26 protein-coding genes are annotated in these 25788 nt (G+C 44.5%); 14 read left to right on the top strand and 12 right to left on the bottom strand.

Features of this window, described 5'->3' with window-relative positions:
• Window positions 1-2 precede the first annotated feature (2 nt).
• The 4 genes from tatB (at window position 3) to hemB (ending at window position 3148) form a co-directional block, all read left to right on the top strand.
• On the top strand, window positions 3-341 hold the full coding sequence (gene tatB, locus Q7657_RS08355) for a Sec-independent protein translocase protein TatB (RefSeq protein WP_023931280.1): 339 nt from the start codon (window positions 3-5) through the stop codon (window positions 339-341).
• Between the two features lie 11 nt (window positions 342-352).
• Window positions 353-1117 (top strand): Sec-independent protein translocase subunit TatC, encoded by a 765-nt coding sequence (gene tatC / locus Q7657_RS08350; RefSeq protein WP_008986000.1) that lies wholly within the window; start codon window positions 353-355, stop codon window positions 1115-1117.
• A 142-nt stretch (window positions 1118-1259) separates the two neighbouring features.
• Window positions 1260-2039: a 3'-5' ssDNA/RNA exonuclease TatD gene (gene tatD / locus Q7657_RS08345; RefSeq protein WP_181319894.1), complete on the top strand. Its 780-nt coding sequence runs from the start codon at window positions 1260-1262 to the stop codon at window positions 2037-2039.
• A gap of 59 nt (window positions 2040-2098) precedes the next feature.
• Complete coding sequence (gene hemB, locus Q7657_RS08340) at window positions 2099-3148, top strand: porphobilinogen synthase (protein ID WP_008985998.1); 1050 nt, start codon at window positions 2099-2101, stop codon at window positions 3146-3148.
• 66 nt (window positions 3149-3214) lie between these two features.
• On the opposite strand, the gene asnC is transcribed toward hemB, so the two are convergent.
• Complete coding sequence (gene asnC / locus Q7657_RS08335; RefSeq protein ID WP_008985997.1) at window positions 3215-3676, bottom strand: transcriptional regulator AsnC; 462 nt, start codon at window positions 3674-3676, stop codon at window positions 3215-3217.
• Between the two features lie 163 nt (window positions 3677-3839).
• Here asnC and Q7657_RS08330 point away from each other — a divergent pair, with 163 nt between their 5' ends.
• Together Q7657_RS08330 and Q7657_RS08325 are read left to right on the top strand one after the other, a co-directional pair.
• Window positions 3840-4613 carry a class I SAM-dependent methyltransferase gene (locus tag Q7657_RS08330; protein ID WP_107167090.1) on the top strand — a complete coding sequence of 258 codons (774 nt, stop codon included), beginning with the start codon at window positions 3840-3842 and terminating at the stop codon, window positions 4611-4613.
• Window positions 4614-4734: 121 nt separating this feature from the next.
• Complete coding sequence (locus tag Q7657_RS08325; protein ID WP_107167091.1) at window positions 4735-5193, top strand: hypothetical protein; 459 nt, start codon at window positions 4735-4737, stop codon at window positions 5191-5193.
• A 346-nt stretch (window positions 5194-5539) separates the two neighbouring features.
• Here the strand turns inward: Q7657_RS08325 and Q7657_RS08320 are convergent, their stop codons facing one another.
• The 4 genes from Q7657_RS08320 to hemC are packed head-to-tail and all read right to left on the bottom strand — an operon-like array spanning window position 5540 to window position 9754.
• Entirely contained in the window at window positions 5540-6724 is a 1185-nt protein-coding gene (locus Q7657_RS08320) for a heme biosynthesis protein HemY (RefSeq protein WP_107167092.1), read from the bottom strand.
• Window positions 6724-8061: a uroporphyrinogen-III C-methyltransferase gene (gene hemX, locus Q7657_RS08315; RefSeq protein WP_107167093.1), complete on the bottom strand. Its 1338-nt coding sequence runs from the start codon at window positions 8059-8061 to the stop codon at window positions 6724-6726. Before hemX ends, Q7657_RS08320 begins: the two co-directional genes overlap by 1 nt.
• 14 nt (window positions 8062-8075) lie before the next feature.
• Window positions 8076-8822: a uroporphyrinogen-III synthase gene (locus Q7657_RS08310; protein WP_107167094.1), complete on the bottom strand. Its 747-nt coding sequence runs from the start codon at window positions 8820-8822 to the stop codon at window positions 8076-8078.
• Window positions 8822-9754 (bottom strand): hydroxymethylbilane synthase, encoded by a 933-nt coding sequence (hemC, locus tag Q7657_RS08305; protein ID WP_107167095.1) that lies wholly within the window; start codon window positions 9752-9754, stop codon window positions 8822-8824. The genes Q7657_RS08310 and hemC overlap by 1 nt, the downstream gene beginning before the upstream one ends.
• A 396-nt stretch (window positions 9755-10150) precedes the next feature.
• Between hemC and Q7657_RS08300 the strand changes: the two genes are divergently transcribed.
• Window positions 10151-12706: a class I adenylate cyclase gene (locus tag Q7657_RS08300; protein ID WP_107167096.1), complete on the top strand. Its 2556-nt coding sequence runs from the start codon at window positions 10151-10153 to the stop codon at window positions 12704-12706.
• 99 nt (window positions 12707-12805) lie between these two features.
• Here Q7657_RS08300 and cyaY read toward each other — a convergent pair whose 3' ends face one another.
• Window positions 12806-13117 carry an iron donor protein CyaY gene (gene cyaY / locus Q7657_RS08295; RefSeq protein ID WP_008985989.1) on the bottom strand — a complete coding sequence of 104 codons (312 nt, stop codon included), beginning with the start codon at window positions 13115-13117 and terminating at the stop codon, window positions 12806-12808.
• 78 nt (window positions 13118-13195) lie between these two features.
• Between cyaY and lptM the strand changes: the two genes are divergently transcribed.
• From lptM to yigB, 6 genes are all read left to right on the top strand, one after another.
• Window positions 13196-13312, top strand: a complete 117-nt coding sequence (gene lptM, locus Q7657_RS08290) for an LPS translocon maturation chaperone LptM (protein WP_008985988.1) — start codon at window positions 13196-13198, stop codon at window positions 13310-13312.
• 70 nt (window positions 13313-13382) lie between these two features.
• Complete coding sequence (lysA, locus tag Q7657_RS08285; RefSeq protein WP_107167097.1) at window positions 13383-14633, top strand: diaminopimelate decarboxylase; 1251 nt, start codon at window positions 13383-13385, stop codon at window positions 14631-14633.
• Between the two features lie 37 nt (window positions 14634-14670).
• Complete coding sequence (dapF, locus tag Q7657_RS08280) at window positions 14671-15501, top strand: diaminopimelate epimerase (RefSeq protein ID WP_107167098.1); 831 nt, start codon at window positions 14671-14673, stop codon at window positions 15499-15501.
• Window positions 15498-16202: a DUF484 family protein gene (locus Q7657_RS08275; protein ID WP_107167099.1), complete on the top strand. Its 705-nt coding sequence runs from the start codon at window positions 15498-15500 to the stop codon at window positions 16200-16202. Before dapF ends, Q7657_RS08275 begins: the two co-directional genes overlap by 4 nt.
• 2 nt (window positions 16203-16204) lie before the next feature.
• A complete protein-coding gene (xerC, locus tag Q7657_RS08270; protein ID WP_107167100.1) occupies window positions 16205-17113 on the top strand; it encodes a tyrosine recombinase XerC in 909 nt (302 codons plus the stop codon).
• 30 nt (window positions 17114-17143) lie between these two features.
• The gene (gene yigB, locus Q7657_RS08265; RefSeq protein ID WP_107167101.1) at window positions 17144-17872 is read left to right on the top strand and encodes a 5-amino-6-(5-phospho-D-ribitylamino)uracil phosphatase YigB; all 729 of its coding nucleotides are present in this window, start codon (window positions 17144-17146) and stop codon (window positions 17870-17872) included.
• Window positions 17873-17926: 54 nt separating this feature from the next.
• Here the strand turns inward: yigB and Q7657_RS08260 are convergent, their stop codons facing one another.
• From Q7657_RS08260 to Q7657_RS08245, 4 genes are read right to left on the bottom strand one after another with little or no spacing between them, the layout of a single operon-like run.
• The gene (locus Q7657_RS08260) at window positions 17927-18382 is read right to left on the bottom strand and encodes a DoxX family protein (protein ID WP_107167102.1); all 456 of its coding nucleotides are present in this window, start codon (window positions 18380-18382) and stop codon (window positions 17927-17929) included.
• Window positions 18375-19193: an HvfC/BufC N-terminal domain-containing protein gene (locus tag Q7657_RS08255; protein ID WP_107167103.1), complete on the bottom strand. Its 819-nt coding sequence runs from the start codon at window positions 19191-19193 to the stop codon at window positions 18375-18377. The genes Q7657_RS08260 and Q7657_RS08255 overlap by 8 nt, the downstream gene beginning before the upstream one ends.
• Window positions 19120-20034 (bottom strand): MNIO family bufferin maturase, encoded by a 915-nt coding sequence (bufB, locus tag Q7657_RS08250; RefSeq protein WP_107167104.1) that lies wholly within the window; start codon window positions 20032-20034, stop codon window positions 19120-19122. Before bufB ends, Q7657_RS08255 begins: the two co-directional genes overlap by 74 nt.
• The gene (locus tag Q7657_RS08245; RefSeq protein ID WP_053986643.1) at window positions 20035-20298 is read right to left on the bottom strand and encodes a BufA1 family periplasmic bufferin-type metallophore; all 264 of its coding nucleotides are present in this window, start codon (window positions 20296-20298) and stop codon (window positions 20035-20037) included.
• 218 nt (window positions 20299-20516) lie between these two features.
• Here Q7657_RS08245 and uvrD point away from each other — a divergent pair, with 218 nt between their 5' ends.
• Window positions 20517-22688, top strand: coding sequence for a DNA helicase II (gene uvrD, locus Q7657_RS08240; protein ID WP_008985978.1), 2172 nt, complete (start codon window positions 20517-20519; stop codon window positions 22686-22688).
• A 100-nt stretch (window positions 22689-22788) separates the two neighbouring features.
• Here uvrD and ggt read toward each other — a convergent pair whose 3' ends face one another.
• Window positions 22789-24552, bottom strand: a complete 1764-nt coding sequence (gene ggt / locus Q7657_RS08235) for a gamma-glutamyltransferase (protein WP_107167105.1) — start codon at window positions 24550-24552, stop codon at window positions 22789-22791.
• A 117-nt stretch (window positions 24553-24669) separates the two neighbouring features.
• Window positions 24670-25593 carry an EamA family transporter RarD gene (gene rarD, locus Q7657_RS08230; RefSeq protein WP_107167106.1) on the bottom strand — a complete coding sequence of 308 codons (924 nt, stop codon included), beginning with the start codon at window positions 25591-25593 and terminating at the stop codon, window positions 24670-24672.
• Between the last annotated feature and the right edge of the window lie 195 nt (window positions 25594-25788).

Here is a 25788-nt window from a genome sequence, read left to right as displayed (position 1 = left end):
ACGTGTTTGATATCGGGTTCTGGGAGTTAGTACTGATCTCCGTGGTGGGATTAGTAGTACTGGGGCCGGAACGTCTACCCGTTGCGATACGTACAGTGTCGCAGTGGATAGGTGCTGCTCGTAATATGGCAAACTCGGTTAAAGATGAACTATCGCAAGAACTGAAAATTCAGGAATTGCAGGCGAATCTGAAAAAAGCCGAGCAAATGGGGATGAAGGACTTAGCGCCGGAATTGCAAGACTCTGTGGATGAGCTTAAAAAAGCGGCTTCAGATGTTCAGCGCCCTTATGCTGATAAAAGCGAGCAAACCTCAGCAACGACTTCACACAAGCAGGAATAAATTACATCACTATGTCGACCGTCGAAGATACGCAGCCGCTATTTAGTCATTTACTTGAACTACGTACGCGACTACTGCGTTCTATGTTGAGCGTGCTGGTGGTTTTTCTGTGTTTAGTTTGGTTTGCCAATGATATCTATGCCTTCTTAGCTGCACCATTAGTAGAGCGTATGCCTGCTGGTGCGACCATGATTGCAACAGATGTGGCGTCGCCGTTCTTTACACCGATAAAACTGACTTTAGTTACCTCAGTGTTTATTGCTGTGCCAATGATTTTGTACCAAGTTTGGGCGTTTGTTGCGCCAGGTTTGTACAAGCACGAACGTAAGCTGATTATGCCACTGCTGTTTTCCAGCTCATTGCTGTTTTACGCAGGTGTCGCGTTTGCCTACTACGTTGTGTTCCCATTGGTCTTTAAGTTCTTTACCAGCGTTGCCCCACAAGGGGTAGAGGTGGCAACAGACATCGCAAATTATCTGGACTTCGTTCTGGCGCTATTTATGGCGTTTGGTATCGCTTTTGAAATTCCAGTGGCGATTATTCTGTTGTGTTGGACCGGTGCAACCGATCCTGAATCTCTACGTAGCAAACGTCCTTACATTATCGTAGGTGCGTTTGTCGTTGGTATGCTGTTAACACCGCCTGATATTGTTTCTCAGACCTTGTTGGCTGTACCTATGTGTTTATTGTTTGAAGTTGGCTTATTCTTCTCACGTTTCTATGTACGTGATCATGATGAGCTGGATGATACGGAAGAGCACGAAGAGCAACAGTAAATAGTACTTAGTACTATGTGATGATGAAAAAAACCGACCTAATCGTCGGTTTTTTTATATCTAAAATATGGGTTTGGTACAAAGCGAACAGGCTCTATATACTGAGCTTGTAGATATTGCTGCGCAGAGAATGGATAAACAGATGATAGATATTGGTGTGAACTTAACAAATAACCGTTTTGATAAAGATCGTGCGGACGTGATCACGCGAGCTCAAGCAGCGGGTGTGAAGCATTTAATTATTACGGGCACCAGTATTGAAGAGAGCATTGAGGCACAACAAATGGCGCAGCAATGGCCGCATTACTGTTATTCAACCGCAGGGGTTCATCCTCATGATGCAAAATCAGTGACTGATCTGTCGCTACCCGATATTCGTGCTTTAGCGGCAAAACTTGAAGTGGTGGCGATTGGCGAGTGTGGGCTTGATTTCAACCGTGACTTTTCCCCTCGTCCACAGCAAGAAGCAGTCTTTGAAGCGCAACTGGCTTTAGCGGCTGAGCTGAACATGCCAGTCTTTATGCATTGCCGTGATGCCCATGAACGTTTTATTGAAATCTTGACGCCTTGGCGAGATAAATTACCTGCGGCAGTACTGCATTGCTTTACAGGCTCTGAGCAAGAGCTAAAGGAATGCTTAGATCTTGATTTACACATAGGGGTTACTGGCTGGGTATGTGATGAGCGCCGAGGACAAGAGCTACGCGAAGTCGTACGCCATATTCCTGCAAGCCGTTTAATGATAGAAACCGACTGTCCGTACCTGCTCCCACGAGACTATCGTCCGAAACCAAAATCGAGTCGTAATGAGCCAAAGTTTTTACCACATATTGCTGCCGTGATCGCTGAGTGTCGTGGTGAAACCGCAGAGCAAGTCATTGCGCAGTCTTATGTTAATAGTCAGGCTTTTTTTTCGATTTAAGCCACATTCGTCAGTCTGAGTGATATTATCTAATCCTATTTTTTAGCGAGGAGTTTGTCGTGTCAGTATCTATTCAAGGTGCGTTTCCTGGTCGTCGTATGCGTCGTATGCGTAAGCATGACTTTAGCCGTCGTTTGATGGCGGAAAATCAACTATCAGTGAATGATTTGATTTATCCAATGTTTGTGTTGATGGGTAAAAATCGTCGTGAAACGGTAGAGTCGATGCCGGGTGTTGAGCGTCTATCGATTGATCTGCTACTGGAAGAAGCGGCATACCTTGCTAAGTTAGGCATTCCTGCGATTGCACTTTTTCCTGTGGTTTCACAAGATTTTAAATCAGAGTTAGCAGAAGAAGCTTACAACCCTGAAGGTTTAGTACAAACGGCAGTGCGCGCGCTGAAAACGCATGTGCCAGAGCTTGGCGTGATCACCGATATCGCTCTTGATCCGTTCACCATTCACGGTCAAGACGGCATCATCGATGATGAAGGTTACGTGCTAAACGACATCACGACAGAAGTTTTGATCAAGCAAGCATTGTCACACGCAGAAGCAGGTGCCGATGTGGTTGCACCATCAGATATGATGGATGGTCGTATTGGTGCGATTCGTGAAGCATTAGAAGAAGCGGGTCACATTAATACCCAAATCATGGCGTACTCTGCGAAATACGCTTCGAACTACTACGGTCCTTTCCGTGATGCTGTTGGCTCTTCTGGCAACCTAAAAGGTGGCGATAAGAAGACTTACCAAATGGATCCGGCAAACAGCGATGAAGCATTGCAAGAAGTGGCAATGGATATCAATGAAGGCGCTGACATGGTGATGGTGAAACCAGGTATGCCTTACCTTGATGTGGTTCGTCGTGTGAAGAGTGAGCTGCAAGTACCAACCTATGCTTACCAAGTGTCTGGCGAGTATGCGATGCACATGGCAGCGATTCAAAATGGCTGGCTTAAAGAGCGTGAAACCATTATGGAATCACTACTGTGCTTTAAGCGTGCAGGTGCGGATGGTATCCTAACCTACTTTGCGAAAACAGTCGCTGAGTGGTTAGCACAAGAAGGCGCAGCACGTGGCGAATGTCTAACGCAAAAGCCTGAATAAGCGATATTCCAAATACACAAAAAGCGAGCTTTGCTCGCTTTTTTATTGTCGTTTGAAAGCTGTTTTTTATGGCTTCACATTACGGTTGATCGGGTTTTGCAGTGAGATAAGGGTCTCAGTGGATTGCACTTCATCAATCGCTTGCAGCTTATCAATAAGCACATACTGTAACTCTTCAATTGAGCGGCACATCAATTTAACGAAGATGTTATAAGCTCCAGTGGTGTAATAGGCTTCAACCACTTCATCTAACTCATTTAGCTTGGCAAGGGCTGAGTGATAATCACGGGCAGCATTTAAGTTAATGCCAATAAAGCAGCAAACATCATAGCCCAATAATTTCGGGTTTATGATCACCTCGGTTCCGGTGATGATTTCCGCTGCGCGCATTTTCTCAACTCGCACATGTACAGTGGCAGGGCTTACGTTAAAGCGTTTCGCCATTTCAGCGTAAGGAATACGGGCGTCATTCATTAAGGCATTAAGAATATCGCGATCTAAATCATCGATACGAATGGATGGCGTCATAATCGTTCCTTTCACTACGCAGAAAATCGGGGTTTGTTGGCGTATCTTATACTTATCTGATGGTGTGATACCAGAGCAAAGGTACAATTGTAGTGCTATAATCCGCGCCTTATGATCGGGTGTGTGTTCACATCCAGATGTTGCTTTTATACCGGAGAATGCTGTGCAGCTTGCCTTAGTTTGTGAAGTTCCTGAACGTCAGTCTGAGTTAGATCAATTAGCCTCACGTTGGGGGTTAAGCCATGATGAAAATAGCTGTTTTGCGTTAGTGCTAACCGCTCAGCAGTTAGAGCTTCGTAAGTTAGATGAGCCAAAACTTGGCGCAGTATTTGTTGATTTAGTCAGTGGCGCAGTGGCACACCGTCGCAAATTTGGTGGTGGTCGAGGTCAGGCAATTGCGAAAGCGGTTGGCTTAAAAGGTGGAGTGAATCCTACCGTGCTTGATGCCACAGCAGGGCTTGGTCGTGATGCATTTGTGTTAGCAACACTGGGTTGTAAGGTTCAGTTAGTCGAGCGTCATCCTGTGGTCGCCGCATTGCTTGATGATGGTTTGATGCGCGCAAAAGCCGATCCTGAAATTGGCTCATGGGTTAGTGAGCGTATGCAGCTATTACATGCTTCTAGCCATGATGCTTTGGTGAACCTTGCTGAAGATCCAGATTTTGTAGCACCAGATGTGGTGTACCTTGATCCTATGTATCCGCATAAGAAAAAATCAGCGTTAGTGAAAAAAGAAATGCGCGTTTTCCAAACCTTAGTAGGTGCAGATTTAGATGCCGATGGTTTATTTGAGCCGGCTTATGCGCTAGCCACTAAACGAGTGGTAGTGAAACGCCCAGATTATGCTGAGTTTCTCGCTCAAGCGAAACCTTCAATGGCAATTGAGACCAAGAAAAACCGCTTTGATATTTACGTAAAAGCAGCAATGAAAGCCTAAGTGATTGTTACCAATAAATAGTTACAAATAGGGCAAATATAATCGCAATGCATCACTGGTATTACGAATCATTATCGTTTAATGTTGATGAAAAGGTTCGTTGTTGGCTAGAGGAGCATTCATGGCTAAGACCTTATGTAAATATCGCCGAGCAGAAATTGCCGATCAGTTTGCAACTATCAGTAAGATTGTGAGCGAGCCAAATTACATGTGTGCCAGTTGTACCCGTGTGGCGAGTGATAAAGAGTATTTGTGTAAACCTAGCCGTCTGACTAGCGCAGTAAAGGCTGCTCCTCGTCGTATTGCAAAGCTTGCTGTGCCGCCAGCTTCTCAGCCTACGGCTATCACAGCGCCTAATATTCATAATTTGCCAGCACCGACGGCTGTCGGGCAAAGTCATATTGAAATGGTATCTGTGATTGCAGAGGAAGCCTTAGAGCCTGATGGCTTAAAGCTAAAGCAAGCGAAAAAACTGAAGAAGTTAGCGAAGAAGAAAAATAAGCAGTTAAAAAAAGCGGCGAAAACCGTGAAAAAGTTTGAAAAGCAGCTAAAGAAAGCCAAAAAATCGCTGGGATTATAAATTCAGATCTAACAAAAAAGCCTCCATTCTGGGAGGCTTTTTTTATGGCTTCGTATATTAGTCAGCGTTTTTAATTAGTACAGCGGTCATTACGCATACAATTACTGAAATCACGATACCTGAAACAATTAACCAAGGAAGCATATCCATAGCTTAGTTATCCAAATGTTAAGGAAATGGAGATTCTATTGAAGCGTTTTTAAGCAATTATCACAATGGGATAGATATACCTTGAAATGGCTGTTTACATATAGAAACATTTAATTATTAAAAATGTTACTTATCTTTGATTTGGCGAAAAAAAAGCGTCCATTTCGGACGCTTTTTTAATGTTAGCTAGTGAAGCTTATTTGCTTGGTTGAGCTAATTCTAATGCTTGGCGAGAAGCGGCTGCGGCGCCTTGTTTGTCATCCAACTGCTCAAGTGTTGCCACTAGGTGAGCGTAGTCAGTCATGTCAGGACGTACTGCGACAGCTTTTTCAAAATGATCTTTGGCTTCTTGCCAGTTACCTTCAGCCATTAACATCTGACCAAGCGCACTGTGTGTCGCTGCATTGTTACCGTCATGGCGTAGTAACTCTTGTAACTTCACAATTGCAGGGTGGCGATCTGGCAAGTTTAGCTGAGGCACAAGGCTGATCAAACGCTCATCTTGGCTCTTCTTCAGCGCATCACGAAGAACAGGGTAAGCATCGTTATCGGCATGACGAGCCATCATTTGCTTGATGAAGCATGCCACGAGTGCTGGATTCTGTTTGTCTTTACGACCCATGTTGTTCCAGTAACCCACTAAACCATCAGTACCATTTTGTTGACCAAGGTACTGCATTTGACCGCATTGCGCTTGCTCATCAAGAGCAGCAGCTTCTTCTGCGGTGATCACGCCTGCTTTAGTAAGCTGAGGGATCAAAGTGAGTAGCGATTTCCAATCTTCAAGCTTTAAGTAGCACTCTTGCAGTAGACCTAGCACGATAGGATTACGAGCGTGCTCTTGTTGGACTTCTTGCAGAGTTGCTAGTGCTTGCTCAAATTGTTGTTGGCGAATTTGAAGCTTGGCACGGGTTAATGCCACTGCTAGGTTTTGACTATCTAATTCCGCAGCCTGTTTTAGGTACTCATCACGTTGTTCTGTTTTACCTAAGCCTTGTGCTGCTTCTGCGGCTGCTAGGTAGTTAAGCAATGGTGCATCGCTGTATTTAGCTGATTTTGCCAATAACTTCTCTGCAGGTTTCCAGTTACCTTCAGTGACTTTCAATAAGCCTTCTGAGGTTTGGATACGCGCTTTACGTACTTTACGACCACTGAACCAGCCGCGGGTTGAGCTACCAAGTGAGAACAGACGTTTTAGAATGAACTCAAGCAGTAAGAACACTGCAAATAACGCCACAATCAAAATGATCAGCGTTGTTAAACTCATTTCAATGGTTTGGTTTGCAGCTGAAATGAGAACATAACCTTGGTTACCTGCAAGCTCAGGACCTACCACGATGCCGGCGATCAGTGCGATAACCAATAACAATAATTTGATCATTATTTGGCCTCCACTGTGGTTTCCGTGCTGTAGGTTACCTTCGCTTTGTTCTCACCTGGGTTCTTCGTTTCAGCTGGCTGAGTTACTGTGGTTTCCAGCTTAGCTTGAGCTGGCTGTTCTGCCGCAGGCTTTTGCGCTGTTGGTGCTGGCTTTACCGCAGGTTTCGTTTGTTTAACCGGTTGTGCTGTATCACCAATGGTTGCCATCTTATTACGTAGCACTTGGTTCACTAATTTAGTGATCATTGGCTGAGATTGCAGTTGCTCAGGGTAGTTCACCGTGATTTGCTGTTGCGCGAGTTGATCAAGGCTCTTGATGAAGTTTTGTGTCAGAGGCGATGACATATCGTAGTATTGCTCAGCCCACTTCTTCGCTGTTTCTAGCGAAATCTTGTAAACCTCACCTTGCTCACGGTAAACCGCATTGATCGCTGTCTCTAGCTTATTTTTGATGTTTTGCTGTAAGTAGAAATCTTGTTTAGGTGATAGTAGTGGTACTACGTTGCCATCACGCTTACGGTAAGTAATGAAGTGATCGCCAAAGTTTTTCAGCGATGTCATTAGGTTTGTTTTCCAATCATCAACCGATTGGCTTACTGTTTTCGCTTGCTCTTCAGATTCTGCTTTCGGCAAGATAGCATTAGCAAGTGGTAGTGAATCAACCGTATTTTCTAAGCTTGTTAAGCGCAGTACTAGACCATCACGATCAACTGTTGTTAATGATTTCAGTGTAGTGATGTCGTTGCTCATTGCTTGACGAAGATTCTTCAAGCTTGGATCGTTAAGCTCTGCAATGCGATGATCAGCGGCTTCAAGTAGCAGGGTTGCACTGGTTACATCATGCTCAAGCCATAGTTTACGGCCAGCCATTTTCACTAAGTAGTCAGCTTCAGCCAGTAGCCAATCGTTAGGATTATTACCTTTTAGCTCAGCGACTGTAGTTTGTAGTGCATCAATGGATTTTTGCTGCTGGTTAAAGCTTGCTTCAGTACTGCGGAAACCACCGTTTATCATACCGATCGTTTCTTTTTGTTCGTTTTGCATAGCGGCTTTCATACCAGCAATTTGCTGTTGTAGCGCATCAATATGCTGTTGCTGCTGCAATCCTTGCTGATGACCGTGGTAGTACAGACCACCACCTAGCGCGAGAACTAATGCAATCGCAACCCAACCGGTTTTGCTACCTGATTTTTTTTCTGCTTTGTCAGCTTTTACAGGTGCTTTTGTTGGATTGGTTGTTGTTGATGAGTCTTTAGCAGGCGCTGCAGTTTGTGCGCTGGTTGGTTTGTCCTGCTTTGACTGTTCCGCTGCTTTATTGTTGTTAGATTTGTCTGTCATCCTAATTATTCCGTTTAGCTAAAGTTGCTTAGGAACGTGAACAGTGCGTGATTAGAAGCACTGCCCACGGTGGAAATATTCACAAAGCCAAGCGTTGCTGCTTGCTCTGCCACTCTTTGACTTGGGACGAGAAGGTGGCAATGGAAAAACCAAGTCAAATGTTGGGTTGGGATCTTCTGAGTTAAAAAAACCAGTTGCTCGGCACTGGTGATCACCAGAGTATCCACATGTTGATGTTGCCACTGTTGTATTAACTTCTCGCCATCGAGATCCAGCCAACATCGCTGATAAGTTTCGCAATAGTTAACTACGGCCTGACGTGCTGTTAGTGCCTGATGGATCAACTCTCTACCACCATTACCGCGTAAGATAAGGACATTACGACCAGCCATATTAGCCAGTTCGGGTAAGGCGAGTAAGCCTTCGCTATCACAGCGATGTGCTGGTGATGATACTTGTTGACCACTTAACTTTGTCAAAGTTGCGGCAGTTTTATGGCCAACTGCTATATAATGCACGTTTTTTGGCCATGCTGCACCTTGTGATATCAAGTAATCGTGCGCAAATGCCACCGCATGATGGCTGACTGCAATAATATAGTCACCAGCAGTTAATTCATTGAGTTGTCGCAATAATGATGGAAGTCCATCACCGACTTTTAAGGTTAACAGGGGTTGGGCAAGCGCGCTGATCGCCGTAGCATTCAGTTGCTCAGCCAATTGATAACAATCGGGAGCTGGGCGGGTGATCAGCACTGTCATTATGCGTTACCGTATAGGCGATCTAAGATCTCTTTTGCGCCATCTGCAAGAAGTTGATCGGCAAGGGTTGTACCTAGCTGCTCAGCTTGTGCAATAGGACCGCGAATTTCTGCACGAACAATCTTGCTACCGTCAGGCTCACCGACAAGGGCACGTAGCCAAATTTCATCACCTTCTAGTAGAGCATAACTACCGATTGGTACCTGACAACCACCTTGTAGACGGTTATTCATCGCACGCTCACACAAAACACGTGTCGCCGTTGGTTGGTGGTTAAGTGCATCAAGCAACTGACGTACACGGGTATCATCTAAACGACATTCGATACCTACAGCGCCTTGACCAACTGCTGGTAGGCTTGTTTCTGGGGCTATTTCGCTACGGATGCGATCGTCCATTTTCAAACGCTTAAGACCAGCACAGGCTAAGATAATGGCATCGTATTCGCCATCATCGAGTTTACGTAGGCGTGTATTCACATTACCACGCAGATCATTAACGATAAGATCAGGGCGTTGTGCTCGGATCTGACATTGACGACGTAAGCTCGATGTACCAACAATGGCACCTTGTGGTAGTTCGTCAATGTTGTTGTATTTATTTGACACAAATGCATCACGTGGATCTTCACGCTCACAGATGGTCACTAGGCCAAGGCCTTCAGGAAACTCGACAGGTACATCTTTCATTGAATGCACCGCGATATCAGCGCGGCCTTCAAGCATTGCTACTTCTAATTCTTTTACAAATAGACCTTTACCACCCACTTTTGCCAGTGGAGTGTCTAGGATGATGTCGCCTTTTGTCACCATTGGGACAAGTTCAACAACAATACCTGGATGTGCTTGCTCTAACTCTGCTTTTACGAATTCTGCTTGCCACATAGCCAGTGGGCTTTTACGTGTTGCAATGCGGATAGGTTGACTGGTCATAAGTATTGGGGATCCATATACAAGGTTATAATTCTTTTATTAGGCACATCGTACCATTAGCAACGTCTCGATGATAATTTGCTTGTTCCATTCGAGTATATGCATATTATTGTGTTGCTAATAGTTTAAAAAAATGTGATATTAATCACATCTACCTTAAATGATAAATTGATGATCTGCCATCGACTGGCGGTAACTCAGCATTGTACTAATTTGAGGTAACAGTTTAAGGATGAACCATACAGAATTGTTGCATTACCCCGGTTGGCATTATCTTTACCATGGGTATTAAAAGTGTTACATTGATCACGTTTTTGCTCATATTTAACACAGCCCTTATTTTCCTAATGGCAAAATTTGGGGTGCTTCAACGCTGGTAGCTCTTGGAAGAGTAATTTGCAAAATTATATTAAGACGCTGAAAGGCAGGCTTGATTCATTAACAGATGTTCGTATCGAACGAGCAAAGTTAGCGATGAGTGCTCAATCAGTGCAAGTGTTCGACTTGTTGCCTGTCTTACTTCATTACAATCACCCTGCATTACCTGGTTTTCTTGACCAACAGGTACCTCAAGGGATCGCGAAATTTGTTGTTAGCGATGTCCAACAACAGTTCGTGAATGATTGCGCCCATTCTGCCGACCTTTCGGTCGAACCTCTATTGCTTAACGATAACGAATGCCCTATCACTGGTTTGTATGCCATGGGTAGTACCTCGTCTATGGGGCAAAGCTTAACTAGCGATCTTGATATCTGGGTTTGTATCCGAACTTCACTTACCCCAGCTGAGCGTACCACGCTTGATAGCAAGTGCCGTCTCGTTTCTGAGTGGGCGATGGAGCAAGGTGTTGAAGCTAACTTCTTCTTAATTGATGAAAATCGATTCCGTCATAACTTCTCAGAAGCCATGACAGGTGAGAACTGTGGTTCGAGCCAGCATTTACTTTTATTAGACGAATTCTATCGCTCTGCTGTGTGTTTAGCGGGGCTGCCATTATTATGGTTTATGGTGCCGCCAGAAATGGAAGAGTGCTATGAACAATATGTGGCTTACATTGTTGAGCAAGAATATATCAATCTTGATGAGTGGATTGATTTTGGTGGCTTAACCCGTATTCCTGCTGAAGAATACTTTGGCTCTAGCTTGTGGCAGCTTTATAAAAGTATCGACTCACCTTATAAGTCGGTATTAAAAGCCATTTTGCTGGAAGCGTATTCTTGGGAATATCCACATACTCAGTTATTAAGCTTGGATGGTAAGCGTCGCTTCTTCGCCGAAGATCGCAGTGAATACTGCATGGATGCTTACTATTTAATGCTAGAAAAAGTCACGCGTTACCTTGAGCGTATTGACGATCACCGTCGTCTTGATCTGGTGCGTCGCTGTTTCTATTTAAAGACTCACGAAAAGTTGTCTCGTGAACCAAGTGCAGGCTCTGTGCCTTGGCGTCGCCGAGTGCTCAAACATTTAACCGAGCAATGGCAGTGGTCTGATAGCGTGATCAAAGAGCTTGATCACCGCCGTGATTGGAAAGTCGCGCAGGTTAAAGAAGCCCATAATGAGCTGCTTGATGCGTTAATGCTCAGTTATCGAAATCTTATCCGTTTTGCGCGCCGTAACAATATTACTTCTGCGATCAGCCCTGAAGATATCAGTATCTTGGCGCGTAAACTGTATGCGGCATTTGAGGTGCTGCCAGGTAAAGTGACGCTGCTTAATCCGCAAATTTCACCGGATTTACACGAAGAAGACATTACCTTTATTCAGGTGCCTGAAGGGCGTAGTAATGCTGCAGGTTGGTATTTGTATAAACAGCCGATTGACCCGTTTTTGATCATGGGACAACCTTCGCTGGAGCATAACCGCTATTTATCAAAATTAGTGGCGTGGAGTTATTTCAACGGCCTACTGACAGAATCCACTCACCTTCATACTGTAGTGCGTGATGCTGATTTTGATTTAGACAAACTGTATCAATTGGTCAGTGATATTCGTAACACTTTCCCAATTCGTCGTCCAAATCCAAGTTTGCAGGCGTTATCGAGCCCGTGTGAAATCCGTCAGTTAGGGTTGTTTATCAATTTAGAAAACGACCCAACAAACGAGTTAAAAAACCGCTCGGTACGGTTTGATTTTAAAACGACAGATATTTTCAGTTACGGTCCTGAGCAAAAATGCTTAGTCGGTAGTGTGGACTTAATCTACCGTAACTCGTGGAATGAAGTGCGTACGCTGAACTTTAGCGGTGACAATGCGATGTTAGATGCACTGAAAACCATGCTGGGCAAAATGCACCATGATGCGATCCCACCTGAAGCGGTTGATGTGTTCTGTTACAGCAAACACATGCGTGGTTTGATCCGTAACTTGGTGTACCAATTGGTGGCAGAATGCATTGAAATGCGTTTAAAGCCAGTAGAAGAAGAGAAACGTCGTCGATTTAAAGCGATCCGTATCGCTGAGGAAACCTTTGGCTTATTCTTTGAACGTCGTGGTGTATCGGTGCAACGTTTGGAAAACCCAGTGGATTTCTACAGCTGTATTTCATCGAATAAAGTCAGTGAAGTACCGCATGTGGTAATGGGTAAAATGGATGAGCCGCATCCACCACAGATTGTTGATGCGTACGCCAGTGAAGGTTTGATCCAATTCTTCTTTGAAGATTGTGAGCAGGGCTACAACATCTACATCTTAGATGAGACCAATCAGATGGAAGTGTATCGTCAGTGTAGTGGTAATAAAGATGAGATGGTGCATGGCGTGAACCGTTTTTATACTTCGGCGCAAGATCGCTTTAGTGCGACTAACTTTATTAACTTTAACTTGCCGCAGTTCTACGACATCGTACATAGCGATGATGGTAAGCTACAAGTATTGCCATTTAAGAGTGGGCAAGTGCCACGTAACAAGCCAGATCTTGGTGCGAACTCTACAGGCATGTTGAACAGTTAAGCCATATATTCGATCGTTTCTGCGATTTAAATGAAAAAGCCTTCACGACATGAAGGCTTTTTTTATAGGTATCTATTGCCGTGGCATAGGCAGATGGCATTACCAATCAACCGTTTCACCGGCGTGAACAGAACATTCACGTTTTAGTAGTGAAAATAGCTCTTCATCACTGCGGGTACAACGCCATTCGCTACCATTATATTTAAAGTGGTAACCGCCTGTTTTTGACGCTAGCCATAGCTCATGTAACGGCTCTTGGCGGTTAATAACGATTTGGCTGCGGTTAGCAAATTCTAGCGTTAGTACATTGCCTGTCGTCTCTGGCTCAATGTCAGCACCGGATTCATCGATACCTTCTTCGATTTGCATTAGTGCTAAATCGGCTAATTGGTGAAATTCAGTGTCATTCATCCTATTGTGTCCTATTGCTTTTCCTGTTCTTGGTGCGATTATAGAGGGCATTGGTTTGATAATCACTGGCTTTGAATTATGCGTAAAGGTTTATTAGCAATTTTTGTGTTGGCTACCGTAACATTAGTGGGTTGTGGACAGAGTGGAGCACTCTACATGCCGAAAGATGCACCACAGCAAGAACAAGCAAAGTAAAAGATAAATAAACACTGACATTGAACAGTGTGGCAATTGAAAGCAGCTACTCAACAGGGAAGATAAAACATTGGATCACTTTAATTACCAACAAAACGATCAGCTATGGGCTGAAGACGTACCATTGGCGCAATTAGCCGAGCAATATGGCACGCCACTTTATGTTTATTCTCGTGCAACGCTAGAGCGTCACTGGAAAGCCTTCGATGAAGCCGTTGCAACGCAGCCTCACCTTATTTGTTATGCGGTAAAAGCAAATTCTAATCTTGGCGTGCTGAATGTCTTAGCTCGTTTAGGTTCGGGCTTTGATATTGTGTCGCAAGGTGAGCTTGAGCGTGTGATTGCCGCTGGTGGCGATCCGGCGAAAGTGGTGTTCTCAGGTGTGGGTAAAACCTCTGCTGAGATGAAACGTGCACTTGAGTTAGGTATTAAGTGTTTCAATGTTGAATCAGAACCTGAACTAGAGCGTCTTAATCTGGTGGCAGAGCAATTAGGTGTGATTGCACCTATCTCACTGCGTATTAACCCAGATGTTGATGCTAAAACTCACCCTTATATTTCAACCGGTCTGCGTGATAACAAGTTTGGTATTGTCTTTGAGCGAGCGGTTGAAGTGTATCGTTTAGCGCACAGCTTGCCACACCTGAAAGTGGTGGGGATGGACTGTCATATTGGCTCTCAGCTTACCGAAATCACCCCGTTTATTGACGCGACAGATCGTCTATTAGCATTAGTTGATGAGCTAAAAGCCGAAGGGATTGCTATTGAACATCTCGATCTCGGTGGCGGTTTAGGGGTGACGTACAGCGACGAGCAACCACCACTTCCAGCCGATTATGCTAAAGCGCTATTGGGGCGTTTAGAAAACTACCCAGAGTTAGAGCTTATTTTTGAGCCGGGTCGTGCAATTGCGGCAAATGCAGGCGTTCTTCTGACTAAAGTCGAATTCCTAAAGCATACTGAGCATAAGAACTTTGCCATTGTCGATGCGGCAATGAACGATTTGATCCGCCCAACATTGTATTCTGCATGGCAAGACATTGTGCCGGTGATCCCGCGTCAAGGCGAAGCACAGGTGTATGACTTAGTGGGCCCTATTTGTGAAACCGGCGACTTTATTGGTAAAGATCGCAGCTTGTGTTTAGCGCAAGGTGATTTACTGGCGGTGCGTTCAGCGGGTGCATACGGTTTTGTGATGGCATCAAATTACAATACCCGTGCCCGTGCTGCAGAAGTGATGGTGGATGGTGAGCAAGTGCATCTCGTTCGTGAACGTGAAACGCTAGCGCAGTTGTGGCAACTAGAGCACATTGTTGAGTGATCATGGCTGCAACGAAGAATAAAAATTAAGGAACATCATGCAGATTAATTTTTCCAAAATGCATGGGTTAGGCAATGACTTTGTCGTTGTTGATTGCGTGACACAAAATGTATTTTTTTCACCAGATGCGATCCGCCGCTTAGCGGATCGCCATCGTGGTATTGGCTTTGATCAGCTATTAGTGGTTGAACCGCCTTACGATCCAGAAACCGATTTTCATTACCGTATCTTTAATGCTGACGGTAGTGAAGTAGAGCAGTGTGGTAATGGTGCCCGTTGTTTTGCGCGTTTTGTTTCGATGAAGGGCTTAACTAATAAATACCATATTTCAGTCAGTACTAAAGCGGGCAAAATGATCCTGAAACTTGAAAACGATAATCAAGTGACAGTGAACATGGGCGTGCCGATTTTTGAGCCAAATAAGATCCCGATGAAAGCCAAACAGGCTGAAAAAACCTATATATTACGTGTTGGTGATCAGACGCTGTTTTGTGGTGCCGCAAGTATGGGTAACCCTCATTGTGTCACCGTTGTGGATGATGTCGATACCGCAGATGTAGATACATTAGGTCCATTACTGGAATCTCATGAACGTTTTCCTGAGCGAGTAAACGCTGGCTTTATGCAGGTGCTGGATCGCAACAATGTACGCTTGCGAGTGTATGAACGTGGTGCAGGAGAGACACAAGCCTGTGGTAGCGGTGCTTGTGCGGCAGTAGCGATTGGCCGTATCCAAGGCTTGTTGGATGAAAATGTGAAAGTTTCACTGCCGGGTGGTGATTTACACATTCGTTGGGCAGGTGAAGGTAAACCATTATTTATGACCGGGCCTGCGGCACACGTTTTTGACGGACAGTTTAATCTATGACAACACTTTCTCAGCAAACTTGTTCATCAGGGGATGAATTGAACGAGGTGCTGAATGAGCAAACAGTACTCACTTATTTGCGAAATAATCCCACTTTTTTCTCACACCAAGCGGAATGGTTAAGTGAGGTGCGGATCCCCCATCAAGCTCGTGGTACGGTCTCTTTAGTCGATATTCAACTTGAGCGGCTGCGACTACGGATTGCTGAATTAGAGCAACAGCAAGCAACATTGCTAGCAAATGCTACGAAAAGTGGTGAATTGTCGGTGATGTTCTCGAATGCTCAAATACAATTATTACAATGCCATAATATCTATCAGGTACTCACCATTGTTGAAGCGTTAGCTGAGCAATTACAGTTGTCGGTTAGTCTGCGTTTGTTCGACACGGATGATGAACTGCTGTATTTAGCGCGTCACCGATTTAATGATTTTTATCGCTCTCGCTTGATGCAGGATCGCCCTTATTTAGGGCGTTTACGTCGTCCTGAGGCCGAATTACTGTTTGCTCATCCGCCCCAGTTAGGCTCATTCATTGTATTGCCATTAGGTCGCTCAGCTGCCAATGGGGTGTTGAGTTTCGCTAGTGCTGATGGTGGGCACTTTCAACCTGAGATGGATACCTTGTTTGTTGAGCAATTAGCGACAACCATTAGTCACCTGATAGAGCATTGGCAATATACCCGTGAGGTTATTGACTAGCTATGTTACCCCGCAATTTGGAACAACCCCTTGAGCGTTTCTACGAGTACTTACGTAGTGAGCGTGAACTCAGTTTACATACCCAACAAAACTACAAGCGCCAATTAACCCGTATTGCAGAGCAATTAGTCGAGTTAAAGGTAGAAAGCTGGCAGCAAGTCGATGCTGGTTGGGTACGTCAAATTGCCAGTAAAGGGATGCGTGATGGCTTAAAGGCCAGCAGTTTAGCCATGCGCCTTTCTGCATTGCGGAGTTTTTTTGATTTTCTGGTTCATCAAAACGTATTAAAAGCCAATCCTGCTAAGGGGGTTGCTGCGCCACGTAAATCGCGTCCATTGCCGAAAAACCTCGATGTTGATGAAATGAATCAACTGCTAGATGTAAATGAAGACGATCCCTTAGCTATCCGTGATCGAGCCATGATGGAGTTGATGTACGGTGCGGGTTTGCGTTTATCTGAATTAGTCGGTATCGATCTGCGTAATATTAGCCTGAGCAAAGGGGATTTACGGGTGATCGGTAAGGGTGATAAAGAACGTATTGTACCGTTTTCAGGGCTTGCTCGTGAGTGGGTAGCAAAGTGGCTAAAGGTTCGTGATTCAATCGCTCAAGCTGATGAACAAGCGCTATTTGTGTCTAAACTCGGACACCGTATTTCAACTCGTAATGTGCAAAAAAGGATGGCGGAATGGGGACAAAAACAGGCGGTATCAAGCCATATTAACCCTCATAAATTGCGTCATAGCTTTGCCACCCATATGCTCGAATCCAGTGGTGATCTTCGTGCGGTACAAGAATTGCTTGGACATGCGAATCTATCGACCACACAGATCTATACTCATTTGGATTTCCAACATTTGGCAAAAGTGTACGATGAAGCTCATCCTCGGGCGAAGAAACGTAGCAAGTAGTTGTCATTTTCAGCTAATTAAAGAGATATCATGCATTTTTACCGTCAATTAACGCCAATTCGTGCATTTTCCTTCGATCTTGACGATACCTTATATGACAATCGTCCGGTTATTGTACGGGTCGAAAAAGCGATGTTTATGTGGCTATCGCAGATAGTCTCGCCGCATGCGCTGAGTGATATTACTCCATGGGTGCGTTTGAAACAGCAATTGGCAGCCCTTGATCCCATGCTTAAGCATGATGTCAGTGCGTGGCGAGTGGAAACCATAAAGATTGGGTTAATGCAGCTTGGATTTCGTTTAAAACAAGCTGAAGCATTGGCACAACAAGGACTTGAGGTTGCACTTGAAGTGCGTAATCAAGTTGATGTTCCTGATGAAACGCATCGAGTATTGAAAGCGTTAAGTGCGCATTTTCCTTTAGTTGGGCTAACCAATGGCAATGTGGATGCAAAAAAAATTGGTTTAGCGCCGTATTTTGTCGAGGTGTTTCAAGCAGGGAAAGATGGTTTAGCCAAACCTGAAGCGGATTTATTTAACTTGGCGACACAGACACTACAGTTACCGGCATCTTCGATTTTACATGTGGGTGATCATCTAAAAACAGATGTTTATGGCGCGAAACTACATGGTTTTCAAGCCTGTTGGTTTAACGATCAAAATAAGCCCATTTTACAGCAATCGAAAGCACTGACGTTGCCTGATGTCGAGATCTCACAGCTCTCACAACTTCTGACGATAGTTGGACTAGAACAATAATAAAGTGGAATAAAAAAGGCGACCATCGGTCGCTTTTTTCATGTTTGGACTTGGTTAACAAGATGAATGTTGAGGAGTTTGGCGATTGAGAAAGTGATCTAATGAAAAGTTGCCCGCCCCCCAAATGATATTGACCAATAACATCATTCCCCATAGCTGGTGATCGTAAAATCCTTGCTCCCATAATACCGGGTAAGAGATCACGGCTATGGCATTGAACACGAAAAGTAATAGCGCCATTGGTCGAGTAAATAACCCTAGCGTAAGAAAAATAGGCACAATTACTTCAACGGCAGTACCAATATAGGCAGCCCATAGCCAAGGTATAAAGGGAACTTGGTACTCGTTTTCAAATAGGTATAAGGTGCTATCCCAGCTAGAAAACTTGATCATGCCCGATTGGAAAAAGACCCATGCCACCCATAGTCGTGTAAAGAGCAAAAGCACAGGGATCAGTGGCGTGGTTAAGCATGAAAATACGGGATCGATACGGCGAATAAAACTATCCATCGTTAGCCTCCAAGATATCGTCAACTAATTGGTACTGAAGTAAATAAGGTAGCTGCGCTAGCATGTCATCTGAGGCTTTATTGAGTGGTTTTTGCTGTTGGCAATGGATGAGTAGTGCGCCTAACTGGGCAGAAATACCTTGGGTGAAAATGTATCGGTTACGCTGCTGAATAAGGATGGTTTGCGGCTGATTAATATCTAACTCAGCAAAGGGATCGTTGTTAGCTGATGCTGTTGTTTGTGTTGTTTCCAACATCTCGTTTTGTACCAATTGCCATAATGCGCCAACGTTATAGGGGCTATTCATCACATAGGTTGCAGCTGGAATATGAAAATAATGGCGACCAAAAGCATCAAGATCATCACTGTTTTGCAGCTGTTGGAGTTTTTCTAATGGAAATTGATGCTGCTGGGTAGGCATGCGGCTTACGACATCTCGATACCATTCCAATTGCGCAAGATCGACCAGATAAGGCAAAGCTTTATTGACCGTTGGGCTTTTTGCGATCGTGACATGAAATCCTTCACCATACATGCTGACATCCCCTTCATTTAGTGGTGAATGAAGAATATGCAGCCTTGCTAATTGGACAAAACAATCATGTCCAATCATGGCTTTTACAGTGGGATACACGGCCGCTAAGATCTCTGTGAGACTAAGAATAAAATTATTACGATAAATTTGTAGTCGCTGCTCAGCACTAAAGTGGTTGGCATTGATCGCTTGAGATACCGAGCTATCTTGATATTGCAGGGCTTTGGCAAAGGATTGTTGGATGTGGTGAAGATCGTTCTTTACAGCATATTTCATGATGATGTTCTCGTTTAAGAATAACGTCAGCTTTAGCCGCTTCAGCGAGTAATCTTTCTAGTGGTGGTAAATCCGCATCCCATTCAATCAAGGTGGGAAAATGTTTACCATGTTGCTCTACCCATTGACGGTAAAGTTGCCACACGGGCTCACTTACAGGCTGGTTATGGGTGTCAATCCAGATCTCTCCTTGCTGAAAGTGTTTGACGGTAAAGCCTGCTAAGTGGATCTCTTTTACTGTTTCTGGGTTAATGGCATTTAAGTAGGTTTGGCAATCAAACTGATGGTTAAAGCTATTGACGTAAATGTTATTTAAATCCAATAACAAACCACATCCTGTGCGTTGTTGTACGGCGGTTAAAAATTCCCATTCAGGTATGACAGAATGTGCAAAGCTGAGATAACTGGATGGGTTCTCAATAAGTAGTTGTCGATTAAGTCGCTCTTGAACTTGTACTACTTTCTGACAAAAAAGATCTAACGCTTGTTCGGTATAAGGTAACGGCAGTAAATCATTAAAATATTGGCCGTCAATTGAACTCCAACTGAGGTGATCGGAAACCATGATTGGGTTTACGACTTCAATCAGTTGTTTGAGTTGTTTTATATGTTCAAGGTTAATCGGATCGGCAGAGCCCAGTGATAACCCAATACCATGACAGCTGATTGGGTAATGCTCCATGATTGTCATGAGTTGCTGATACTGCGGTGTATGGCGATTGAAAAAGTTTTCACTATGAATTTCTAACCAGCCCACGCTTGGCAACTGCTCGATAAAATCTTGATGATGCGGTGAGCGTAAGCCCACCCCAATCAGATCCGTTAACCTTGAGTCATTCATTTATGCTGACTCTGTAGAGCCACCGTGAAGGCGGGCACACATGCCTTTCGGTACTGCAATAAAGGCATCTTTTTGACCATCTACTTTTGATGTGCCAGCACAAGATGAGGTTTTGGTGGCACAGTCATTTTTTCCTGCTTTTGCTACGCCATAGCATTTTTCTTTCGCTTCTCCAGCCACGGCTGAGGTAGAGGCAACACTACCGGCTAATGCGATTAAACCTGTCATAGCAGATGCAAGTGCTAACTTGTTTACCTTATTCATAATACTTCCTCTTAATATTGGTCGGTGGTGACGAGACTTTCTTGGTTGGCGTTAAAACGCTCTTGTCTTATAGGAAAGGGGAAGTTGTCACTTTATTGCGAAAAAAAATTATAAAGATTGTAAATGGTAGAGTAAGTCAGGAAAGATGAAGATATCGAGGCAATCTTTTTTCGTGCTGTTATAATCATCACCATTGTATAAATAACCAGTAGATAGCGATGGACGTTTCACTCCTATTAGATGGGCTCAATGATAAACAAAGAGAAGCGGTGGCAGCACCGTTGGGTAACCACCTCGTACTAGCGGGTGCAGGCAGTGGTAAAACACGTGTGCTGGTTCATCGCATTGCTTGGTTGTTATCGGTAGAGCAAGCGTCACCGTACTCGATCATGTCGGTGACCTTTACCAATAAAGCGGCAGCAGAAATGCGTGGTCGTATTAATGAGTTAATGCAAGGCTCCAGTGCGGGGATGTGGAATGGTACTTTTCACGGCTTATGTCACCGCATGTTGCGTGCTCATTATCTTGATGCTCGTCTGCCTGAAGATTTCAATATCCTCGATTCTGACGATCAGATGCGTCTATTGCGCCGTTTGATCAAAGCGCAGAATTTAGATGAAAAACATTGGCCTGCCCGTCAAGCGGCGTGGTACATCAATGCCAAAAAAGATGAAGGCTTACGTCCTAAGCACGTCGAGACTTATAACGATCCGGTAGAGAAAACTTGGCTGCGTATTTATAGCGCTTACCAAGAAGCCTGTGATCGTGCCGGTATGGTAGATTTTGCCGAGTTATTGCTGCGATCTTACGAGTTATTGCGTGATAACAAGCATATTCGTGAACACTATCAAGCGCGCTTTAAGCATATTTTGGTGGACGAGTTCCAAGATACCAACAGCATTCAGTTTGCTTGGCTACGCTTAATGGCAGGGCCTGATTGCCATGTGATGATCGTCGGTGATGATGATCAGTCGATCTATGGTTGGCGTGGAGCGAAAGTAGAAAACATTCAACGTTTCTTAAATGAATTTAACGAAGCGTCGTCGATTTTCCTTGAGCAAAACTACCGCTCAACAGGTAATATTCTGAATGCAGCTAACGAACTTATCGCCAATAACAATGAGCGCATGGGTAAGAAGCTGTGGACCGAAGGCGGTGAAGGTGAGCCGATTTCGCTTTACTCTGCGTTTAACGAACTGGATGAAGCACGCTTTGCGGTGGGCAAAATCAAAGAGTGGCGTGATCAAGGCGGTAGCTTAAACGAAACGGCTTTCTTGTACCGTAGTAACGCTCAATCTCGCGTATTGGAAGAGGCTTTAATTCAAGCAGGTCTGCCGTATCGTATTTACGGTGGTATGCGCTTCTTCGAGCGCCAAGAAATCAAAGATGCGTTATCTTACATGCGTTTGATCTCAAACCGTAATGATGATGCGTCATTTGAGCGTGTGGTGAATACTCCAACCCGAGGTTTGGGTGATCGCACCTTAGAAACTATTCGCTTAGCAGCACGTGATCGTGGCTTAACCATGTGGCAAGCAAGTATTGCGTTGCTGGAAGAGCAAGTATTAGCGGGTCGTGCGGGTAATGCTCTACGTCGTTTTATTGAGCTGATTAATGCACTAGAAGACGACACCGCTGAATTGCCAATGTACCAACAAACGGATGAAGTGATCCGAAATTCCGGTTTACGTGCGATGTATGAGCAAGAAAAAGGTGAAAAAGCCCAAGCGCGTATTGAGAACTTAGAAGAATTGGTGACCGCGACCCGTCAGTTTGAGATCCCTGAAGAAGCTGAAGACATGAGCCCATTAGCGGCGTTCTTAGCCCATGCGGCGTTAGAAGCAGGTGATGGTCAGGCAGATGATTTTGAAGATGCGGTACAGCTGATGACTATGCACAGCGCCAAAGGTCTAGAGTTCCCTGTGGTCTTTATGGTTGGTGTGGAAGAGGGCATGTTCCCAAGTTCACGCACTACCGAAGAAGTGGGACGTTTAGAAGAAGAGCGTCGTTTGTGTTACGTGGGTATGACCCGTGCGATGCAAAAGCTGTATATCACCTATGCAGAAATGCGTCGTCTATACGGTAAAGATAACTTCCATAAACCATCACGCTTTATTCGTGAAATTCCCGAGCAGTTCGTAGAAGAAGTGCGAATGAAAGCGCAAGTATCACGTCCAGCCAGCAGTGGTCGTTTTAGCCAAGCGCAAGTCAATAACAACTTTAATGAGACGGGCTTTAATTTAGGTCAGCGTGTTGAGCATCCTAAATTTGGTGAAGGCACCATCATTAATTTTGAAGGCAGTGGCGCACAAAGTCGTGTGCAAGTTGCGTTTAATGGTGAAGGCATTAAATGGCTGGTGACCCAGTACGCGAAGCTAACACCAATGTAATAAATAGCGTTAAGCGAGTATTAACCGCTTAAATAAAACAAAGCCCAGCACATTTCGTTGCTGGGCTTTTTTGTGATTTTTTGATGATGGATACGTGGGATTATCGGCTGATCACTTTGCCTTCTCGACGTGGATCGGCGGCACCGGTGAGCTGCTCTGGAGCAATGCTAATGGCTTGAATACCCGAGTTCAGATCTTTGATTTGGGTTTTATAACCCAGTTTTTCGAGTTTCGGTGCCCACGCAGTTGCTGCGGTGTTTTGCTCTAATTCAAAGGTGCCAAAACGGTTATTCATGTTCGGTAGATTGATCGCTTGCTGTAAATCCATGCCCCAATCAATGTAAGCGACCAGCGTTTTGGCGACATAACCGATGATCTGGCTGCCACCCGGTGAGCCAATAGTCAGTACAGGCTGATTATCTTTCATCACTATTGTCGGTGTCATCGATGAGCGTGGACGCTTGCCCGGCTCAATGCGATTGGCAACAGGGACACCATCAATTTGGCTACGGAATGAGAAATCCGTGAGCTCGTTATTAAGTAAAAAACCACGAACCATCAAACGTGAGCCAAAGCTGTTTTCAATCGTAGAGGTGAGCGATACCACATTACCTTCTTTATCAACAATAGAGAGATGAGTGGTGGATGGCAGCTCAATCGCCTCATTACTCGTTTGTTTCTGCGCATGATTCCATGGTGGTGTGCCCGGTTCTACCTTGGTTAATGCTTGCTTGCCTTGTAGTAATGCTGCACGTTGCGTTATGTAAGTTGGATCTAATAAGCCACGGGTTGGCATGGGTACATAATCATTGTCAGCCATATAGCGACCACGATCGGCAAACGCAAGGCGTGAGGCATCACCAATTAAGCGCCAGCTTTCGGCATTATCAGCGCCTAATTTCGCCAGCGGATAATGGTTTAGCATTGCCAAGATTTGCCCTAAAGTGAGTGCACCAGAGCTTGGTGGCCCCATGCCACACACTTGATATTGACGATAAGGAGCACAAATAGGCTCTCGTTGTTTGACGCTATAGCTGGCAAGATCCATGGTATTTAATACCCCGGGATTGCCTTCTGCTTGCTGTACGGCTTCGACAATATCACGGGCAATATCACCCTGATAAAACGCTTTGGGGCCGTAATCAGCAATTTGGCGTAAGGTGTTAGCATAAGCTGGGTTTGTTAGCTTAGTGCCTGCTTTTATAGGGTTGCCATCATTATCAAAAAAGTAGGCTTTGGTTGCTGGAAAGCGACTTAAATACTGTGCATCTTGCTCAACCATTGCCGCTAATCGAGGGCTAACAATAAAGCCATCTTTTGCCAATTTAATCGCTGGTAAAAAGAGGCTCTTCCACGCTAATTTGCCGTACTGCTCGTGGCTTCGCCACAAAAGTTTAATGGTGCCCGGTGTGCCGACTGAGCGCCCACCGACAACTGCATCATAGAATTTTAGCGGTTTACCTTGATTGTCTTGAAACAAACGGGGAGTGGCAGCAAAAGGTGCGGTTTCTCGACCATCAAAGGTTGTCATTTGGTTGTTGTCGTTATCCCAATAAACCAAGAACCCACCGCCACCAATGCCCGACGATTGAGGCTCTACTAAGCCTAAAATCAATTGTGCAGTGATCATCGCATCCACTGCACTGCCGCCTTTACTTAAAACATCAGCTCCTGCTTCGCTGGCATATTTATTAGCAGTGGCGATCATCCATTCTTTACCCTTCACTAGCTGCTGAGATTGCTGACTAATGGCTGGCTCTGGCTCAATATTATCAGAGGCTTGCGATGCTTCATTGGCAAAAACAGGTAATGAAAAACAACAAGCACTCAATAACAGGGCAAAAGGTGGGGCAAACCTTGGCATAGATGATCCTTATGAGTGGGCTAAATGACGTAACTGAACACTATTTTATACTTTAAATTTATAGATTTAGGTAATAAAAATGAGAGATATATCATACATATCACATGATCTTTCACATCACGGTACTTTGCGGTGTCGTTTCACCCCAGAAGACTGTAAACGGTGAGTACGAATACCATCAACACTGAATAACAACAGGGCGAACCAAATACAGCCAAAGGTGATCCCATGCTCTAATTTAAACGGTTCTTGATAAAGAAAAATGGCGAGAATAAACATTAAACTTGGGCCAATATATTGAAAGAAACCTAAGGTCGAGAATTTCAATTTGGTGGCAGCGCCAGTAAAACACAGTAGCGGTAAGGTGGTCACAATCCCTGCGGCCAGTAAGAGTAGGTTTAGATTTAGTGGGTTTTGACCAAGATTGGCTGTAGGGCTATCAGTAATAAAGATAAGGTAAATGGCTGCTAGCGGTAGCAGCACACAAGTTTCAATAAAAAGACCGGTTTGAGCGTCAATATTGATTTTTTTACGGAGCAACCCATAAAAGCCAAAACTGATCGCAAGGGCAAAAGCAATCCAAGGGAGTGAGCCAAATTGGATCAGCTCGGCAATCACACCAATGGCAGCAATCAGTACCGCTCCCCATTGCAGCGGGCGTAATCTTTCCCCTAACACAAGCATTCCAAGCAACACGTTTAGCAGTGGGTTGATGTAATACCCTAAGCTGGCATCCAAAATATAATCGTTATTCACAGCCCAAATAAAAATGAGCCAATTACAGCCGACTAATAGAGCAGAGATGAGGAGCAAAAAGAGGGTTTGGGGCTGCTTTAAGATCGCGCTAACACGATGGCGTTGACGACCGATGATGATAAGCAGGGCGAGAAAAAAGAATGACCAAATCACCCGATGGCTAAGGATCTCCAAGGCAGTGACTTGTGATAGTGATTTGAAATAAATCGGTGCGATGCCCCACATGGTGTAGGCCGCAATGGCGAGAATAATGCCACGTTTGGCTAGATTGTTGTTCTCTTCCATGAAACTCCAAATCTAAAGTTGGTTAAATTTTATTCTTTAGCAGTATATATAGTGAAGTGGTGATTATTCCAGCATTTATTTTTATTGTGGGAGAAAAGGTTAGAGAAAAACAGGGCTGCGTTTTTCATTGATAGCCCAGTTAGTGCCTCGCATCAATGGGGGCTTTAGGTATAGAATGAACGCCCTGTTTAGCCA

This window comes from Candidatus Photobacterium acropomis, from assembly GCF_030685555.1.
In the GTDB taxonomy this organism is placed as follows: Bacteria; Pseudomonadota; Gammaproteobacteria; order Enterobacterales; family Vibrionaceae; genus Photobacterium; species Photobacterium lucens.
The sequence above is the reverse complement of the archived record's forward strand: the minus strand, read 5'-3'. Positions and strand labels throughout refer to the sequence as shown.

Coding starts and splice junctions, on each gene's coding strand:
- tatC (WP_008986000.1), top strand. CDS start 353: ATGTCGACCGTCGAAGATACGCAGCCGCTATTTAGTCATTTACTTGAA.
- tatD (WP_181319894.1), top strand. CDS start 1,260: ATGATAGATATTGGTGTGAACTTAACAAATAACCGTTTTGATAAAGAT.
- asnC (WP_008985997.1), bottom strand. CDS start 3,676: ATGACGCCATCCATTCGTATCGATGATTTAGATCGCGATATTCTTAAT.
- Q7657_RS08325 (WP_107167091.1), top strand. CDS start 4,735: ATGGCTAAGACCTTATGTAAATATCGCCGAGCAGAAATTGCCGATCAG.
- Q7657_RS08320 (WP_107167092.1), bottom strand. CDS start 6,724: ATGATCAAATTATTGTTATTGGTTATCGCACTGATCGCCGGCATCGTG.
- hemX (WP_107167093.1), bottom strand. CDS start 8,061: ATGACAGACAAATCTAACAACAATAAAGCAGCGGAACAGTCAAAGCAG.
- Q7657_RS08310 (WP_107167094.1), bottom strand. CDS start 8,822: ATGACAGTGCTGATCACCCGCCCAGCTCCCGATTGTTATCAATTGGCT.
- hemC (WP_107167095.1), bottom strand. CDS start 9,754: ATGACCAGTCAACCTATCCGCATTGCAACACGTAAAAGCCCACTGGCT.
- cyaY (WP_008985989.1), bottom strand. CDS start 13,117: ATGAATGACACTGAATTTCACCAATTAGCCGATTTAGCACTAATGCAA.
- lptM (WP_008985988.1), top strand. CDS start 13,196: ATGCGTAAAGGTTTATTAGCAATTTTTGTGTTGGCTACCGTAACATTA.
- dapF (WP_107167098.1), top strand. CDS start 14,671: ATGCAGATTAATTTTTCCAAAATGCATGGGTTAGGCAATGACTTTGTC.
- Q7657_RS08275 (WP_107167099.1), top strand. CDS start 15,498: ATGACAACACTTTCTCAGCAAACTTGTTCATCAGGGGATGAATTGAAC.
- xerC (WP_107167100.1), top strand. CDS start 16,205: ATGTTACCCCGCAATTTGGAACAACCCCTTGAGCGTTTCTACGAGTAC.
- yigB (WP_107167101.1), top strand. CDS start 17,144: ATGCATTTTTACCGTCAATTAACGCCAATTCGTGCATTTTCCTTCGAT.
- Q7657_RS08260 (WP_107167102.1), bottom strand. CDS start 18,382: ATGGATAGTTTTATTCGCCGTATCGATCCCGTATTTTCATGCTTAACC.
- Q7657_RS08255 (WP_107167103.1), bottom strand. CDS start 19,193: ATGAAATATGCTGTAAAGAACGATCTTCACCACATCCAACAATCCTTT.
- bufB (WP_107167104.1), bottom strand. CDS start 20,034: ATGAATGACTCAAGGTTAACGGATCTGATTGGGGTGGGCTTACGCTCA.
- Q7657_RS08245 (WP_053986643.1), bottom strand. CDS start 20,298: ATGAATAAGGTAAACAAGTTAGCACTTGCATCTGCTATGACAGGTTTA.
- uvrD (WP_008985978.1), top strand. CDS start 20,517: ATGGACGTTTCACTCCTATTAGATGGGCTCAATGATAAACAAAGAGAA.
- ggt (WP_107167105.1), bottom strand. CDS start 24,552: ATGCCAAGGTTTGCCCCACCTTTTGCCCTGTTATTGAGTGCTTGTTGT.
- rarD (WP_107167106.1), bottom strand. CDS start 25,593: ATGGAAGAGAACAACAATCTAGCCAAACGTGGCATTATTCTCGCCATT.